The following is a 16,947-nucleotide window of genomic DNA, read 5'->3' as shown; positions in this document are numbered from 1 at the left end:
TCCTCCCGTTTATTTTTTTCTGCTTCCAAACCATCCTTCGAGCCCCGGAATGGAGCGAAGCACCAGCTTGATGGCCAAGAATAGTGCCAAGGCACCGACAATCAATACAACCGATACGGCTGCGATCGTTGGGTCCTGCCACTTCTCCATATAGAGGAATAGCTGGATCGGCAGTGTATAGCTGTCCTGACGAAGAAGCAGCAGTGCAGCTTCGACCTGATCAAACGTAAATACAAAGGCGATCGATCCGGACAACAACATGGCGAATTTGAGCTGAGGCAGCGTAATGGTAAAAAAGATCCGCCAGGGACTTGCCCCCAGATCCGCCGCAGCTTCCCGATGGACCGGCTTCAGGTTGGCCAGTGCACTGCCCACGATGGTGAGCACAAACGGCAGTACAATGACGGCTTCGCCTAGTACAAGTCCAAATAATCCGCCTGCGATGTGCATTTTGGAGAACAGAATCAGATATGCGATACCCAGTGTGATTTTGGGCATGACCATTGGAGATACAAAGAAAGCTCGCAGCAACCCCGCACCCGGAAAAGGATACTGCACAATGGCTACCGCAGCGAGCGTCCCCGTCACCAATGCCAAAATGACAGCTCCTGCTGAAGCAAGCAAGCTGTTCTTGAAAGCATCAAGAAACTGCGTTTGTTCCTTCAGGTTGGCATACCATTCCAAGGTGAACCCTTGAGGCGGAAATTTGCTTGCTGAACCCGAACCTATGGAAGTGAATGCAATCATTAATAGTGGAAGCAGCAAGTATATGGCGACCGCTCCAACGAACACCGTGAGAAGCCATTTTGTCACACGTCCCGATTTAACCACGTGCATGTCCTCCTTCCCGGGAACGGCGGAACATAAGCCACTCCGCTCCTTTGTTGACCAGCAACGACACCACGACGGACGACACCAGCAGGAACAAGCTAGCCACTGCCGCCATCGGCCAGTTGGTGTCCAGTGTTCGCTGGTAGATGAAGACCGGTAGGGTCATTACCCTTCCCCCGCCGATTAGCTGAGGGGTCGTGAACGCCGTCAGGCACAAGGTAAATACGATTTGGATTCCGCTTGCAATACCTCTGGCCGACAACGGCAATGTTATGGTAAAAAAGGTCCGCCAGCTTCCGGCTCCGAGATCATGTGCAGCTGCTTTGAGTGAAGCATCACTCTGTGAGAGCACGTTCAGAATCGGAAAGACCATAAACGGCAGGAAGATGTGTACGAGTGCAATGACTACGCCAGTCTCGTTGTTCATCATATTGAAGCCTTCCTCGGTTAAACCCAGATGAATGAACAGCCAATTCATGAAACCCTGCTTGGACAGAAGCAGCTGCCAGCCATAGGAACGCACGACCGCACTCACGAGCAGAGGCAGAAACGTAAGCAGCAGCAAAAACTGCTTCCATCCCGGCTTCTTCAAGCCCGCGATGCAATATGCGAGCGGATAAGCGAGCAGCAGGCTCCACGCAGTTACCTTGAACGCAATGCGGAACGTATTTCCGATCAATTTCCAATAATATGGGTCCGTCAGAAAAGCACGGTATGTGCTCCAGTCCCAGCCTCGAACCAGTTTTCCATTGTCGTATATGTCGAAACTGTATCTTCCGAATATCAGCAGTCCGCCGAGATACACGATACCCATCAATAGCAGCGCAGGCAAAAGCAGAAGCAATTGGGTCGTCCATTTGCGATTGCCGGACGAGTATACATTGACGACCTTATCGGTAATCCGGCTCAAGATGCCGCACCCGTGCCTGATTCCGCTAGCAGCAGAGCATCATCTGGATCAAAACCCAGATGGACGGATTCGCCCCGGGAATATCGCGTGCCTCCGCGCTGATGCGGTACACTCGCCTGAATGTGAAGATGATCCAGCGTTTCGATGACATAACGGATACTTGCCCCGCCATATACACTCTCAATAACGCGACCTTGCAATTGGTTTGCACAATGGGTCGCGTCTTCCCCTAGACGAATATACTCGTAACGGATCGATAAGGAATGTTTCGCCCCTGGCCGGAATAAAGCAGGTTCTTCATTGCTTCCGGCGAGCAGCGAATGTCCCTGAATGCATACACGTATTCCATTTGAATCCGGCTCGACAACCGAAACGTCCAAAAGGTTGGTATCCCCGATGAACTTGGCTACAAAACTGTCGGCAGGTCTTTCATAAATTTCATCCGGGGTTGCGTATTGAAGCAGCTGACCTGCACGCATAACGCCGATGCGGTCAGACATGTTCATCGCTTCGCTCTGATCGTGTGTGACGAAGATGAAGGTACCGCCGAATTCACGCTGGATGCGTTTCAACTCCCGCTGCATATCAAGACGCAGCTGCATGTCCAGCGCGGAGAGCGGTTCATCCAGCAGCAGCACTTCCGGTTTGTTTATTAATGCTCTCGCAATCGCTACGCGCTGTGCCTGCCCGCCAGATAACTGAGACACGGCCCTTCTGCTGTAGTCTCCAAGTTGTACGAGTTCCAGCATCTCATGGACCTGGCGTTTGATCTCTGCTTTTGGGGTCTTTTTTACCTTGAGTCCATAAGCGATGTTATTGAATACATCCATATGCGGAAACAGTGCCAACTGCTGGAAAATCATATTGCTGTTCCGGCCGTATGCCGGAACACCTGTGACATCTTGCCCACCGAGCATAATGATTCCGCCGTCGGGTTGTTCGAGCCCACCCAGCATTCGAAGCAGCGTTGTTTTGCCGCAACCGCTCGGACCGAGAAGGGAGACGAACTCTCCCTTGTTGACCTGAAGCGTGACTTGATCGACGGCAGCCCGTCCGCCATAGATTTTCGTAACATGCTTTGCCTCAATTGAGACGGATTGGTGCACATTGCTCATCTGGGGTCCTCCTATTCCTGCCTGGTAATCACATTTCGTTTATGTTCCAGGCGACCATGTTATTGAAGATTGGTTTTTACGAGACGATCCCACAGATCCTTCCATGCGGAGCTGTTCCGAGCGAGTACGTCCCAATACGGATTGATGCCATTGCTCTGGGTTTCAACAGAGAACGACGGATCATCCTTGTATTTATCCGGTACAGCAGCAGCAGTGCTGGTCACTGGTGTGCCGGTTGCTTCGGCGTAACGTGTCAACGCGTCTGCACTCAGCAGCTCATTGATAATTTCACTCGCCACGCGTGTTTGTTCCGGCGTCGAACCTTTGACGATCTGGAGCGAGTACGGAAACGAGATTGCCCCTTCTTCCGGATAAGCTACAGCCAGCGGTGAACCGCCATCAATCCAGGTTTGAGCCACTTGCGCACTGAATGGTGCAATGAGGGCATCACCGGATTCGAGCAATGCTTTTAACTGGTCGTTAGATGTAACGAGCGTGCCGACTTGATCACTGTGGTCAGCCCAATATTGAAATGCACGTTCAGGATTGTCGTAGGATGCGCCGATCTTCTCTCCTTTGGTTGCAATCAGAGGTGAAATATAGGAATAGAACATGTAATCCCATAATGCCGTTTTTCCTTTGAATTGCTCATTATCCCACAGATCATTCCAACTGGTTGGCGGCGTAGTTACCAGATCTTTGTTGTAAACCAGGCCGAAGCTGGATACGCCCCATACGATGCCTTTGTTGTCAGGCTGGTGAAATTGTTCAGGAATGTCCTTGATGTTTGTTACAATGCTGGTATCCAGCCTCTCCCACATGTCATCGTTCACGCCTTTGGCTGTGGCATCTGCGTTAAAGTAACCGAAGTTGACGACCGGATTGTTGGGATCGGCTTGTTTGCCTGCTACCATTTTTGGATACATGATCGCATTGGAGGATTCCTCGAAAGTAACTTCAACGTTAGGGTGTTCCTTGACATATTCCGCAACCACTTCTTTAGGTACGACGTCCTGGTTGGAACCTGCCCAAATAAACATGGTCAGCTTGATTTTGTCGCCGCTGCTATCCGAAGTGCCCCCATTCTCCGAAGCTGTTCCCGAGCTGCTCGCTCCGCCGCAGGCTGAAAGAATAAGTGAAGCAGTCAGTGTTAATGAGGCCAAGCTGAGCAAACGTTTGCGTTTTGATTTAAACATACGAATTCCCCCATAAGATTAGTTGGTTTAATACTCATACAAGTTCACATTTTGCAGGCTTACGTACGATCGGCTCCCTTCAATCCGATGTTTTTTCTTAATCCGCTCACGGTGGAGGCAATTTCCTCTATTGTTACGGACAGGCCATCCGCATGCCTTTGCTCCAAGATATCCATCGTACGGCGTTTCAAGTAATCCCGAAGAGCTAGCGGATATTCCTTTAACGCTTGTCCCAACGTCAGCTGCATCTCATCGCTCCAGATGGCTTCGAATTGGTCTCGCGTTGAACCATAACTGAAATCTTCCCCATTGATCTGCATCGTCGCCCGCAGTGATTGCGTTTCAGACTCGTCAACATTCGTGCCCTTCACCACGACGCCATAAAGTTCACGCGCTTTTGCCATGGAAAGCAAACCGCTTCGAACGTCTGCGAGCACGGACTGGACATTTCGGTGTAACGGATCTCCATACCCTCCTCCTCCTTGGGACAGGAAGGTCACTGTATCCCCAGGTTGCAGCAGCAGTTCGTCAATTCGGCCAAGGTCTCTCTCTTCGGGAAGTCCCTCATTCAGAATAGCCTCTCCGTGCGTTCCGACATCGCCGCCCATTCTGCCCCAAGGCTGAAATTCCATGCGCTCCATGTTTCGCGCCGTCATGACCGTGTCTGGTGTGACGATTCTGACGCGCAACGCGATCCCGCTTCCGCCGCGATATTGCCCTGCACCCGCGGAGTCTTCGCGAAGCCCATAATGCTCAATAAGGACCGGCATCTCTGCCTCCACCGTTTCTGCCGGAATGTTGCGCAGATGACCAACGGCGAAATCCATACCATCAATGCCGTCTTTCATTGGTCTTGCTCCGGAACCACCGCAGATCGGCTGGATGACTCCAACCTTTTTCTTACCGTCATTTGCATCCGTCATCGCCATCATCACGATGCATGCTTGTCCCGCACCCGCCGCAGGCACTTTACTGGCCTCGGCTTTGCTAAGAGCCCCCGTGATCACATCCATCAGACGGATAAACGTGGCTGCTCGTGCGCCAACAGCAGCCATCGGTTCCGGATTCAGCACCGAGGCTGGTGGGGCGTAATTGCTCACCATGCGGATCATGCCGGAGTTCCATGGTATTGTCGGGTCCAGCGTGCGGAAATAACGAATCAACGCTGGAACAAGCATGTAATGGCCTTGCTGATTATGCGTTGGAATATTGAACGAAGCCCGGACCTGAGGGTCGGTGCCGCTGAAATCGAGATGAATGTCGCTATCTTCGATTGTCATTTTGCAGCGTAAACGGATTGGATAACCTCCTGGTCCCTTTTCGAGATAATCCCAGAAATCGTAAGCTCCGTCCGGAATTTCACGAACGATGGCACGAGCTTTCATTTCGGCATATTCGAGTAATTGCTCGATGCCCTGCTCAATTCGTTCAGCGCCATAACGCGCGATCAGTTCGGCAAGTCGCTGTTCACCCCGATTTAAGGCAGCCATAAGTGCCTTGAGGTCCCCGAGGTTTTGCTCCGGAATCCGGCTGTTATCCAGAAACATTCGCATAACTTGCTCGTTCAATACACCTGCTTCATATAACTTGACTGGTGCGATACGTATACCTTCCATATGAATATCGTACGCACTTGGAGAGACGCTTCCAGGTACTTTACCGCCAACATCGGATGAGTGTACGAAACACATCCCATAAGCGATGATGCGCCCTTTATGGAAATAAGGTTTAATGAGATGAATGTCGGGAAGATGGGTTACCATGCCTTGGGTTGCATAAGGATCATTGCAGATGACCAGATCCCCTTCCTGCCAGTTCTCAATGCTGCGTATCGTCGCTTCTGCAGGAATGCCGAGCGAAAGGTTATACCCTGTTTCCAGCGGTGAACCAAACGTCTCTCCTGAAGGAGACAACAGATAAGTACCGAAATCACCGGTTTCTTTGACAAAAGCAGTAAATCCCGTTCGCAGAACGACGTTTGCCATCTCCTCGACCGCTGCTTGGATTCGATTGTTGAAAATTTCCAAAAACACCTTGTCTGCGATCATTCCGTCACCTCCCCGATCAGATTGCCGTGCGCATCCCTTCTTACGTTATAACCTGGAGGAACAAAAATGGTCGTATCGTACTCCTCCACGATGACTGGACCCTGAATACTTGCTTCCAGCGGGATTTGCTCTCTTGTCAGCACTTTTGCCGTTCTCTGTGCATGATCAAATGTAATGGTTCGTTCCTCTGATCCACCGCTATGGTTGACTTGGGCAAACGAATCCACGCTTCCATGGCTTGGCACAATGCCGACGATTGTCGCACGAAGGCTGATGTACATCACTTCGGATTCCGGCTGGCTGATTCCGAACACATTCTGGTAGAACGTATGGAACTTCTCCTTGGCCTGTTCAGGATCGGCGATCTCCTCCTGCGTTAGTGCAATCTCCAGATCAAAAGCCTGACCTTCGTATCGCATATCGGCACTATAGAGACAGTAGACGCTCTCGAGCTCAACACCGCCCCGAGCTTCTACTTCTACCCAGCTTCGTCCCTGCTGCTCCAAATCTGCATAAAAGGAGGCCAATTCTCCACTGGCTAATGCATGGCTGCTTTTGTGCAGTGATAGGACAAAGTCGTTTCGAAGATTTGCCACCGTGCAACCCATGGCACAAAGTGTTCCAGGAGCAGGTGGCACAAGTACACGCTGGATCCCAACTTCCCGAGCCATCAGGAACGCATGCATAGGTCCCGCTCCGCCGTAGGCCAGCAGCGTGAAATCACGTGGATCAACACCCTTACGAGCCATTAGAGGCGAAAATTGGGCGTACATGTTCGCTGTGGCCACATCCAGAATCGCTTGTGCGGTCTGTGATGCGTCAAGTCCGAGCTTCGTGCCGACCGTGTTCAGTGCACGTTCCGCGAGCTCCGGATGAAGTCGCATCTGTCCACCAAGGAAACGATCTGCCTGCAAAATGCCAAGCTGCAGGTAAGCATCCGTCGTTGTCGGTTCCTCGCCACCACGGCCGTAACACGCAGGTCCCGGATAAGCTCCGGCGCTGCGTGGACCAACCTTGAGTACACCGACGCTGTCTAACCATGCAACCGATCCACCTCCTGCGCCAATCGCCGTAACGTCAACCGCTGGCAGAATCACCGGAAAATCACCGACTTTGTTCTCGGTGGAATACGCCGGCTCCTTGTCAATTAAGGCCACATCCACACTTGTTCCACCCATGTCGAATGTGATGACTTGATCGATGCCGGCCTTCCGGGCAATATGCGTCGCTGCAATGACTCCTGAAGCCGGACCCGAAAGCAGGGTACGAACAGGTTCACTCGCGGCGCTTGCCGCTGTCATAATGCCACCGTTGGACATCGTGGAGAGCAGGTTTGCTTTTAAACCGTACTGATGAATGCCTTCCTGGAGCCTGACAAAGTACGAACCCATGCGTTCTCCCACATATGCATTCATGGCCGTTGCGAGTGTCCGCTCGAATTCACGCTGCTGCGGCCAGATGGCACTACTGCGGCAAATGAACAATTGCGGATGCCGTTCCCTGATGATCTCTTCGGCTTCCTTCTCATGAGCAGGGTTAGCATAAGAATGCATGAAGCTAATCGCCAGTGCAGTAATGCCTTCGTCCACCAATTCGTCAACCGCTTGCACCAACTGATCTTTGTTGAGTGGTTGCAGCACGTCTCCACTGGCTAACGCCCGTTCGTCAATTTCTTTGACGAGATATCTCGGTATGAGCGCCTCCGTTTTATCACCATACAGGTTCGTCGTATCCTCCAGGCGAAGTCTTCGAATTTCGAGAATGTCCCGAAAGCCCTGGGTTACGATCAACCCGGTTACAGCTCCATTGCGCTCAATCAACGTGTTCACACCAAGCGTCGTGCCATGCACGAACAAATCGATATCGCCAATGTCCACACCTTGTTCCTGAAGCTGATCCAATGCATTAAAAATAGCCTGTTCTGGCGCTTCTGCAATAGATGGCGTTTTCAGTGCAGCCACCATCCTGCCTTGCCGATCAGTGACCAGCGCGTCCGTGAACGTGCCCCCGATGTCGATACCCAAGCGATAGTTTTTGTCCACAAGTTCATCTCCTTTTTAACGCGCTTCCTCGATGTTTAATATCTGGTTTTTTATAGAGAAATAACGTTTGACGTCTTCGATCATCTGATTGATGTGATTGACCATCGCGGCTTCGGCTTTTTCCGGGGAGCGTGATATGATGGCTTCCAGGATCTGACGATGATCAACCACCAATTCACTCCCTACGGTACGCCGAATATATGCAGTCTCCAGAAAGTCTCTGCTTGTGTCCCATACCAATTCCACGGCATGACGCAAAAACTGATTCTGGGCTGCAAAGGCGAGCAACCTGTGGAATTCCCGATCTTCCTCATAAGGTATGATATTTTGCTCCAATTTCCGATGCTGCTCCTCAATGGATTGTTCCAGCAGATGGATATACTCTTTCGTGGCATGTTCCGCTGCCAACGAAGCAATCTCCCGTTCAAGCGCTTTTCGCGCAACGAGAATGTCAAGAAGTGCCTTTTCACCAGAATGGTTTAGCGTCTGCATCAGGCGTGAGTTTGCATTTTTCTGCTGCAGCTCCCGCTCTATTGTCTTCAGCCGTTCTGAACCCGCTTCGGTCAAAATACGGCCTTTCCTGCCTTCCAGCGCCGTGTACCCTTCAACGTCCATCTCCATTAGCCGTCTGCCTATGGTGGCCTGGCTTAATCCGTATTTTTTACCTAACGTATGAACGAGCGTACTCGCACCGATAGGAGCAGTCGCATCCTTAAGTTCCTTCAGCAGGTCGTACTCCAATTCCAATTCATATAACTCTGGAGCCACACGTTCCCCTCCTATGTATGTAAGTTTCACTTTCTTGTTACTCACTGATGATTAACGCAATAAACAGAAGTATAACTTCTATAGAACATAATATCAATCATTCAGACCAAATTAGTATGAATTGATTTTTTAAATTACATTTTATCTGATAAGATCATGGATAGGCTCCAAACGTAAATAACCATCTATATTTTTGGAAAGGAAGAGATTCAATGGACGTTCGAGTGCTTCGTTATTTTCTTGCTATTGCTCGAGAAGGAAATATGACGAAGGCTGCCCATCTTTTGCACTTGACTCAGCCAACACTTTCCAGACAGATCAAAGATCTGGAACTAGAACTGGGAAAGAAATTATTTGTTAGGAGCAGCCACAATATCGTCCTTACGGAAGAGGGATTGCTTTTGCGAAAGAGAGCAGAAGAAATTGTGGACATGATGGAGAAACTGGAATCGGAATTTCAATCCATGGAAGAAACCGTCCGGGGAGATGTATATATTGGTGGTGGTGAAACGGATGCAATGAAGCAAATTGCACGCCTCGTTAGGAATATTCAAGAACAATTTCCCGAGATTCGATATCATCTCTATAGTGGTAACGAAGACGATGTTACGGAGAGACTGGATAAAGGTTTACTAGACTTTGGAATTTTAATTCAACCTGCCGATTTGTCAAAGTACAACTATGCAAATATTCCAGCCAAAGATGTTTGGGGGGTGATCATGAGAAAAGACAGTCCCTTGGCTGAGAAAACACATATTCAAGTGAACGATCTTTTAAACCTCCCTCTTATTTGTTCACGGCAGGCTATGAAACAGACCTTTTCCAAAAATGAGTTTCGTAACTGGTTTGGTGAACATTTTGAAAAGTTAAACGTGGTGAGCACATTTAATCTTGCTTATAACGCAGCGATCATGGTCGAGGAAGGAGTAGGTTATGCGATCACACTTCATAAAATTGTGAACACCTCACCCGATAGTAACCTTTGTTTTAGACCGCTGCAGCCCAAGCTGGAATCGGGTTTGAGTATTGTTTGGAGAAAGAATCAAGTATTTTCTGCTGCTGCTGAGAGATTCCTCGAAGAAATTCAGGCAAACTTTCAGAATCCTGATCTCGTGTTTTAAAATAAAATAACCCCCTCTTTGGAACATAAAGAATTCCATGAGGGGATTGATTTATGAGGATACTGTCCATTTTTCGGCTGAATTATTCAGGTAGCTTCTGATCAAAAGCATGATTAAACTTAATACAACGCTGAGAATACCGACTAATATAACATATTCCACCCCCATAGTGGAGATCAGTAAGCCTCCAAAGGCTGAACCTACTGTTGTACCCACGTTGCAGGAGGTCACAAATAATCCATTGGCAAAGTCAGGAGCATCCCCTGCCACGGATGAGATCAGGTACTGATTCAGATTGGCCATAATTCCCCCGGCCAAAATCCCCCACAAAATCGTTAGAAACGTCACAGGTACTCTGTACTCTCCAATTGCAAAAAGAACAACATAAACAATACCCAACAAGAGTGGAAACATAATGATAGACTTCGCGGGATAATCCGTAAGTACCTTCCCAGCAATGATGTTGCCTAGCATATTAGCTCCTCCGAACAGAAGCAATGTCATGCTGGTCCAATGTGGTGACATATGAGTCACAGCGTATAAATATTCTGTCACATAACTGTATACTCCGAAAACAGATGCATTTAATAATAAAACTGCAATCATGGATATCCATAATACCGGTCTTTTTAGTACCGAAAATTGAGCGCCATACGATAGTTTTTCCTTTACGGGCATGGAAGGGACAAATAGCAGCGTTGCGACAAACACAATGATATTGACAATCGCGATGAACGTCATAGCCATTTCATAGGAAAAGGTATTATCGATAAAACTTACGATAGGTACACCAGCTACCATCCCTGCTGAAACACCAATGAAAACTTTGGCGACTGCTTTGGGAGCTTCTTCTTGACTTACAGATGATCCGGCCACGGTGAAAGCCAAAGACATATAGATCGGATGAAAAAGAGCTGGAACAATCCGTGCGATGAGCAGAACTGTGAAGCTGGTGGTAAAGACTGAAACCACATTTCCAACAACGAAAATGCCTAATACAAGCAACATCACTTTTCGTCGGTCCATTCCAGAGAATACTAATGGTAGAATCGGACCCGAGACAGCAATTCCTAGAGCGAACAAGCTTACTAGTAATCCTGCCTGCGTAACTGTCACATTAAAGTTCTGAGCAATGGTAGGCAATATGCCTATGACTCCCATCTCCGTATTTAGGATACCAAAGACCCCTACCGTCAGTATAAATATTAATAATTTCTTATTGGTTAGCAAAAAAACATCTCCTGTCGTGAAGTATATAAGATGATCTGAACGACTAATTACAGTTCAGTCGAGATAAGGAGTTTTACAATAAGAAATCTCTAACTTAACTCAAAAAATAATTTTTATGAACTTACATAAAAAATTCTTTTCTTTTTCATTTTGAACTCAAAAACAGCATTGGGATGGTTTCTTCTCCCAACTGAGGCGCTTATTTGAGCCTGTGAATCACATCAACAAGCTAATTTGGCTTTTTTACGATGATGATGTTTCTTATTGGATCTTCGGTGCACTCGAATGATCGGATCTCCTATATCTTTATTGTATGGAGTATTTCATATATTTCAATTACCTATAACCGATATCATGAAATGCCTATAAGGCATTTCTAAACCAAATGATTATTACATTTTGGACCTTCTATAATTCGAATCATTCTTCTGCTATGTTCATAATGGTTCAAATATGGCAATTGTTTCTGTTATAAAAACCAAACAACGACAGTTGTACGGCTGCCGTTGTTTGGTGTTGCTATTACTTCAACTTGCGAACTTACGAAGTACCCCCATCTGACCCAGACAATTGTCATCCACAGTTTAGTTTATTTTGTTTTTATCCCCAAAGACCGGGAAGAAGCTATGCTCACCATAGTTCTGTATAGCCTCCACATTTTTCAACGTCTCCATATCTGCATCACTAATCACAAAATCTAGCTCTGCATTGATTCTCATGTGATCAGGATTTGCTGTCTTGGGAATGACCACTAGACCAAGTTGGATATCATATCGCAGGCTGAGCTGTGCTGCAGTTACGCCATATTTCTCAGCTATGATCTTCACTTCTGTATGATCAAGGATTGCTCCGTGTGCAATGGGTGAATATGCCTCGACGAGGATATCTTTATTCTGGCAGTAATTAATTAACTCCAAAGGTGAATTGCTCACATGAGCCAGAATCTGATTGACCATAGGCTTGACTGTACAGCTTGCAAGTATATTCTCCACATCGTCATGCAGAAAATTGGAAAGACCGATTGCCTTCACTTTTCCAGTGGTATAAGCATCCTCCATGGCTTTCCACACTTCTTTATTTTCTTTAAAATAGCGGTTCTCTTCACGAAATTCCTGCCAAGGCTGCGGGCTGTGGATAATCAGAAGATCAATGTAATCCAGTTTCATTTTGGCTAAAGACTCATTAATCGAATGCATAACTGCATCATAGGTTTTTGCTTCTGCAGCTACCTTTGTTGTAATGAATAGCTCATCTCTTGCCACACCACAGGAATGGATTCCTCGGCCTACACCAGCCTCATTCATATAAGCTTGGGCCGTATCAATATGACGATAGCCGATGGAAACTGCATCACATACTGCCTTCTCAGCCTGTTCATCGTCAAGCAGCCACGTGCCAAGCCCTAATTTCGGAATGGTAACCCCATTTGATAATTTGTAAGTTTCGTTGTACATCCTATGGTCCTCTTTTCTCAGTTATATTTTTGTGTTGCTTTGCTTCGTTAGCACGACTCCAACCGTTTTATGAGTAAGTCTCTTTTTTATGTTGTCGGCCAAACGAAACGACCGCCAACATAACGGCAATGGCCACAGATAATGCTGCTGTCCAACTCACCGCGTGAATCGAATAGCTGTGGGTTACAAGACCACCTATACCGCCGGCAGCCGCAATGCTCAACTGTAAAACGGAACCATACAGACTCAGCATAATTCCAGAAGCTTCAGGCGCCAACTCCACCAAGTTAAACTGCAGCCCCGGTCCAGACGACCAAGCAGAGAAGCCCCATAGCATAAGCAGCAGAATGGTGACCACTACGGATTTGGCAACTGTTGCAAGCAAGACAAGTGCAACGACATGGACAGTCATACCGCCCAAAAGCGAGCGTGGAATCCCCATCCTATCGGTCAAAAACCCACCAAACTTTGAACCAATTAAAGTTGCGATACCGAAGGCGAATAGCGCGAGACTGATGTGATGTGCTTCAAGTGTAGTGCCGTTGAGCAGGAAAGGTACAATATATGCGTAAAGAACGGCGTAACCTAACTGCCAGAAAAAGGTTATTCCAAAACCCGTTAGGATCATGGGATTCTTTATAAGGGCAATCTGCTTACGCAATGGGATTGGAACTTCTCCTTCGCTGGGAGGGATCATTCGGTACACTCCAAAAACGGCAAACAAGCTTAGCATACCAATGCCGATGAAAATAACTTTCCAATCAAAGGTCGCTGCAATTACCCGACCAATGGGAACACCTACTATTAATGCGGCACTAAATCCAATGAGCACTGTACCGATCGCTCCCGCTTGCTTCCCAGGTGGCGCGAGATTTGCAGCTATTGTTTTGGCAGCAATCACAAAAACACCAGCGCCGATCGCCAGAATGATACGTGAGACAATGAGGAATCCGAATCCTGGGAGCGTGATGGTCATGATACTTCCGAGCACAACAATCCAGAGCGAAACCATCATTAGCTTTCGCCGATCCATTTTAGCTGCTGCCATGACGAAAAGCGGTGAACCTATAGCATTTGCTATCGCAAATACCGTGATCAACTGACCCGCCGCAGACACGGAAACATCTGCCCATTGCGCTATATTGTCCAAAATACCAGCAATTACATACTCTGAGGTGCTAACAACAAAGCTTATCAAGGCGAGCATATATATTTTGACCGTGTTTCGCATCATTCACACCTCAGGATGACCGTGCATATTTTAGTCTTTGTCCAAATTACCATTACATCGTTCCTCCTCCTCATCGTTAATCGATGTTGATCGTTTATTCGACATATGTATATAATAATTAAAATTACACTTCAATCAATCGTTAATCGTACCGGAATCGTCGAATACTCGACACACCGTTCATATGTGTCAATTATTTAGGAAAGGTTGATACACCAAGATGGTTAAAATAGACAGAAGAATACTCAAGTCACAAGTTGCCATTAAGAAAGCGTTAATTGAACTGATGTCCGAAAAGAGCTTTGATAACATCACCATACAGGACATTTCAGACAAGGCCGATGTTCACCGCGCCACCATTTATCTCCATTATCAAGACAAGTTTGATCTCTTGAATAAACTGATTGAAGAACATATTCAGGCCATGAGGGAAATTAGCGATTGGGCTTGTGAGATCGATTGGAGAACAGCAACCCAAGCATATTTTGAATATTTTGAACAAAATTACTTGTTCTTCTCTACCATGTTAGCGAGTAAGGGAGCCCCTTCCTTTCGCAGTCTGTTTCTCCAGTACATCATGGAAGAATTTAATGATGAGATAGATCCATCCGAGGAGAGAAATCTTGAATTAACGAAAGAGGTCATGCTGCCCTTTATGGGAACAGCGTATGTAGGTGCGGTTGAATGGTGGATTACAAATGGAATGCCCTGTCCGCCTGAAGAAATGGCCAAACAAGTAGGGATTCTGTTAGAAAGAATTGTGTAGTTACGAGCCTCTAAGGAATTGAATGCGTTGTCTGTCCCCAAATTGAGATTTGAAATTATTTTGAAGAATCCTAGCTTTTCGCATGAAGGGAAACAAAAAACGGTCATTTCCATCCATTGGACGGAAATGACCGTGATGACGGAACCAGGTCTCCCCTGCCGTCAGCTCGCTTTCGCAAGTTTCGAACCACGAACTGATGATATCGCATATACGATAAGTGCAGTCCAGATCAGCGCGAATCCAACAAGCAGAACCGGCGATACCGATTCCTTAAATACAAATATACTTAAGAACAGCATGATGGTTGGCCCGATGTATTGTACGAATCCGAGTGCGGACAGCGACATCCGTGCAGCAGCACGTGCAAAAAACAACAGCGGTAGTGCCGTTACCACGCCAGAAAGAAGCAGTCCGATGAACATAGATGGAGACAGCGTCCATGCAGTCGACTCTCCTGCAGCAGCTAAATAGATCCAGTAGCCCAGCGCTATAGGCAGAACTACAGCCGTCTCCGACAGTAAGCCCACAGAGGCGTCTTGCACAGTCTTTTTCTTCGCAAGGCCATACAAGCCAAACGATACAGCCAGCGAGATCGCGACCCATGGAAAACGACCATAGTCGATGGCAATAATAAGTACTGCTGCACCAGCGATAGCAATGGCGAGCCACTGGCCGCGGTTTGGCTTCTCATGAAGGAAAACAACTGCTAGCAGTACGTTTAGCAGTGGGTTTAAATAGTAGCCAAGACTTGTCTCAACAACGTGCCCATTGTTGACCGCCCAGATGAAGATAAGCCAGTTCACTGCAATCAAGAGTCCACTTGCGGCGAGCGATAGCAGGTGTGACCGATTAGCAGCAATGCGCTTCATATCACCCCAGCGGCGCTGGACAGCCACGAGAATACCCATGAAGACAAACGACCAGACGACACGGTGGGACAGAATCTCGCCTGCTGGCACATCGTTGAACAATTTCCAATAGAGTGGGAGTATCCCCCACATGATATAAGCAATTATAGCGTTGACTAACCCGTTGTTCATGAATCCAATTCTCCTCTTCTCTCTCTGATGTCTGAACGGATTATACGCCTTGATCCTAACCTAAGTAAAGGAAATAATCTGTCATGCAGTAAGCCACGCCTTTATTTGATTGCGTTATTTCAGACATTGATTTCTTCGGACCGCACAATTTGCGTATCTCCTGCATGGCATTCGTTTCATTGAAATGTAATCATTGAAATTCCCCATAATAATAACGAAAATCAAAAAAGCAACCGATTGTTAGCCAGCTGCTCTCATGAAATGTTGCTGAATCAATAATAGTAGGATAAGAGAAAAAATACAGCTTGCTATTGCAATGATGATCTGAAGACAAGTAAACGAGATTTTTTCCAGAACATTTCTTCTCTTCTTTTTTTGATTAAAATACGAGTAAATTAACACAGTAATCACCACAGGCAGATATTGATGAAGGTCCGGTCCTTCCCTACTCGGTAATATTTTATGAATATATCCACCTATAGTCTCGTCAATGATCATAAAACTATATATAACTCCGATGATTGCAGAAATAAAAAACGAAAAAGCCACCTGAACTAGATCTTTATTCCGAATGATAGGACCGAGTTTTCGGTGTAAGTCCTTCATCATCATAAACTATTAGTAACCTCCTCCATTTATATGATCCCTCCTATACTTTACCACACCCTTCCAATTCATGCTGTCTTGGGCAGCAGCAGTTGAGTATAGTAGAATTAGTTAAAAATATATTCCAGGAGGCTACAGCCATGTCACAGGATATCTGGATTAACCTGCCGGTCAAAGACGTTGAGAAATCTACTTCCTTTTTCAACGAGATTGGATTCCATGCGGTGAGCGTTGGTAGCGAGAGAGCCAAGCTTACCATCGGCCAAACCACAATTCTGCTATTCCCTGATGCGGCGTTTGAGAAATTTACAGGTTCAACCATCGCAGATACTTCCCGTAGCGCAGAAGTCATTTTTTCAATTGGTGCTGATAGCAGAGAAGAAGTTGATGCTTTTATTCAGAAAGTTGAAGTTGCCGGAGGAAGTATCTTTGGCAAACCAAGTGAAAATGAAGGCTGGATGTACGGTGCCGGATTTGCAGACCTGGATGGTCATAGGTGGAACCTGTTGTACATGGATGAGAGCAAAATGCCGAAACGCTTAATTGAAAAACGCCGGTAACCTCCTGAAGGTCACCGGCGTTTTAGTCA

14 protein-coding genes are annotated in these 16,947 nt (G+C 47.1%); 3 read left to right on the top strand and 11 right to left on the bottom strand.

What is annotated here, in order from left to right; all coding sequences use genetic code 11:
- Window positions 1-9 precede the first annotated feature (9 nt).
- From MH144_RS01990 to MH144_RS01960, 7 genes are read right to left on the bottom strand one after another with little or no spacing between them, the layout of a single operon-like run.
- Window positions 10-831 carry an ABC transporter permease gene (locus tag MH144_RS01990; RefSeq protein WP_239297336.1) on the bottom strand — a complete coding sequence of 274 codons (822 nt, stop codon included), beginning with the start codon at window positions 829-831 and terminating at the stop codon, window positions 10-12.
- Window positions 824-1,741, bottom strand: coding sequence for an ABC transporter permease (locus tag MH144_RS01985; RefSeq protein WP_239297334.1), 918 nt, complete (start codon window positions 1,739-1,741; stop codon window positions 824-826). Before MH144_RS01985 ends, MH144_RS01990 begins: the two co-directional genes overlap by 8 nt.
- Window positions 1,738-2,856 carry an ABC transporter ATP-binding protein gene (locus tag MH144_RS01980; RefSeq protein ID WP_239297332.1) on the bottom strand — a complete coding sequence of 373 codons (1,119 nt, stop codon included), beginning with the start codon at window positions 2,854-2,856 and terminating at the stop codon, window positions 1,738-1,740. The genes MH144_RS01985 and MH144_RS01980 overlap by 4 nt, the downstream gene beginning before the upstream one ends.
- Window positions 2,857-2,915: 59 nt before the next feature.
- On the bottom strand, window positions 2,916-4,052 hold the full coding sequence (locus MH144_RS01975; protein ID WP_239297330.1) for an ABC transporter substrate-binding protein: 1,137 nt from the start codon (window positions 4,050-4,052) through the stop codon (window positions 2,916-2,918).
- Between the two features lie 59 nt (window positions 4,053-4,111).
- On the bottom strand, window positions 4,112-6,100 hold the full coding sequence (locus MH144_RS01970) for a hydantoinase B/oxoprolinase family protein (protein ID WP_239297328.1): 1,989 nt from the start codon (window positions 6,098-6,100) through the stop codon (window positions 4,112-4,114).
- On the bottom strand, window positions 6,097-8,142 hold the full coding sequence (locus MH144_RS01965) for a hydantoinase/oxoprolinase family protein (protein ID WP_239297326.1): 2,046 nt from the start codon (window positions 8,140-8,142) through the stop codon (window positions 6,097-6,099). The genes MH144_RS01970 and MH144_RS01965 overlap by 4 nt, the downstream gene beginning before the upstream one ends.
- A gap of 15 nt (window positions 8,143-8,157) precedes the next feature.
- Window positions 8,158-8,910: an FCD domain-containing protein gene (locus MH144_RS01960; RefSeq protein ID WP_239297324.1), complete on the bottom strand. Its 753-nt coding sequence runs from the start codon at window positions 8,908-8,910 to the stop codon at window positions 8,158-8,160.
- 212 nt (window positions 8,911-9,122) lie between these two features.
- Between MH144_RS01960 and MH144_RS01955 the strand changes: the two genes are divergently transcribed.
- On the top strand, window positions 9,123-10,031 hold the full coding sequence (locus tag MH144_RS01955) for a LysR family transcriptional regulator (RefSeq protein WP_239297312.1): 909 nt from the start codon (window positions 9,123-9,125) through the stop codon (window positions 10,029-10,031).
- Between the two features lie 51 nt (window positions 10,032-10,082).
- On the opposite strand, the gene MH144_RS01950 is transcribed toward MH144_RS01955, so the two are convergent.
- The 3 genes from MH144_RS01950 to MH144_RS01940 form a co-directional block, all read right to left on the bottom strand.
- Window positions 10,083-11,261 carry an MFS transporter gene (locus tag MH144_RS01950; RefSeq protein WP_239297310.1) on the bottom strand — a complete coding sequence of 393 codons (1,179 nt, stop codon included), beginning with the start codon at window positions 11,259-11,261 and terminating at the stop codon, window positions 10,083-10,085.
- Window positions 11,262-11,845: 584 nt separating this feature from the next.
- Window positions 11,846-12,715, bottom strand: coding sequence for an aldo/keto reductase (locus tag MH144_RS01945; protein ID WP_239297307.1), 870 nt, complete (start codon window positions 12,713-12,715; stop codon window positions 11,846-11,848).
- Window positions 12,716-12,782: 67 nt separating this feature from the next.
- Window positions 12,783-13,946, bottom strand: a complete 1,164-nt coding sequence (locus MH144_RS01940; RefSeq protein WP_275439934.1) for an MFS transporter — start codon at window positions 13,944-13,946, stop codon at window positions 12,783-12,785.
- A 220-nt stretch (window positions 13,947-14,166) separates the two neighbouring features.
- Between MH144_RS01940 and MH144_RS01935 the strand changes: the two genes are divergently transcribed.
- The gene (locus MH144_RS01935; RefSeq protein ID WP_239297303.1) at window positions 14,167-14,712 is read left to right on the top strand and encodes a TetR/AcrR family transcriptional regulator; all 546 of its coding nucleotides are present in this window, start codon (window positions 14,167-14,169) and stop codon (window positions 14,710-14,712) included.
- A gap of 161 nt (window positions 14,713-14,873) precedes the next feature.
- Here MH144_RS01935 and rarD read toward each other — a convergent pair whose 3' ends face one another.
- On the bottom strand, window positions 14,874-15,752 hold the full coding sequence (gene rarD / locus MH144_RS01930) for an EamA family transporter RarD (RefSeq protein ID WP_239297301.1): 879 nt from the start codon (window positions 15,750-15,752) through the stop codon (window positions 14,874-14,876).
- Between the two features lie 746 nt (window positions 15,753-16,498).
- Between rarD and MH144_RS01925 the strand changes: the two genes are divergently transcribed.
- Window positions 16,499-16,918, top strand: coding sequence for a VOC family protein (locus MH144_RS01925; protein WP_239297291.1), 420 nt, complete (start codon window positions 16,499-16,501; stop codon window positions 16,916-16,918).
- Window positions 16,919-16,947: the final 29 nt, after the last annotated feature.

Origin of the sequence: Paenibacillus sp. ACRRY (genome assembly GCF_022346995.1) — a bacterium.
In the GTDB taxonomy this organism is placed as follows: domain Bacteria; phylum Bacillota; class Bacilli; order Paenibacillales; family Paenibacillaceae; genus Paenibacillus.
Note: the sequence above shows the minus strand (reverse complement) of the source record. Positions and strands in the feature narration are given on the sequence as shown.

Bases quoted from the DNA above. Each gene is read 5' to 3' on its own strand.
- MH144_RS01940 (WP_275439934.1), bottom strand. From the start codon at position 13,946: ATGCGAAACACGGTCAAAATATATATGCTCGCCTTGATAAGCTTTGTT.
- rarD (WP_239297301.1), bottom strand. From the start codon at position 15,752: ATGAACAACGGGTTAGTCAACGCTATAATTGCTTATATCATGTGGGGG.
- MH144_RS01970 (WP_239297328.1), bottom strand. From the start codon at position 6,100: ATGATCGCAGACAAGGTGTTTTTGGAAATTTTCAACAATCGAATCCAA.
- MH144_RS01955 (WP_239297312.1), top strand. From the start codon at position 9,123: ATGGACGTTCGAGTGCTTCGTTATTTTCTTGCTATTGCTCGAGAAGGA.
- MH144_RS01980 (WP_239297332.1), bottom strand. From the start codon at position 2,856: ATGAGCAATGTGCACCAATCCGTCTCAATTGAGGCAAAGCATGTTACG.
- MH144_RS01975 (WP_239297330.1), bottom strand. From the start codon at position 4,052: ATGTTTAAATCAAAACGCAAACGTTTGCTCAGCTTGGCCTCATTAACA.
- MH144_RS01935 (WP_239297303.1), top strand. From the start codon at position 14,167: ATGGTTAAAATAGACAGAAGAATACTCAAGTCACAAGTTGCCATTAAG.
- MH144_RS01925 (WP_239297291.1), top strand. From the start codon at position 16,499: ATGTCACAGGATATCTGGATTAACCTGCCGGTCAAAGACGTTGAGAAA.
- MH144_RS01945 (WP_239297307.1), bottom strand. From the start codon at position 12,715: ATGTACAACGAAACTTACAAATTATCAAATGGGGTTACCATTCCGAAA.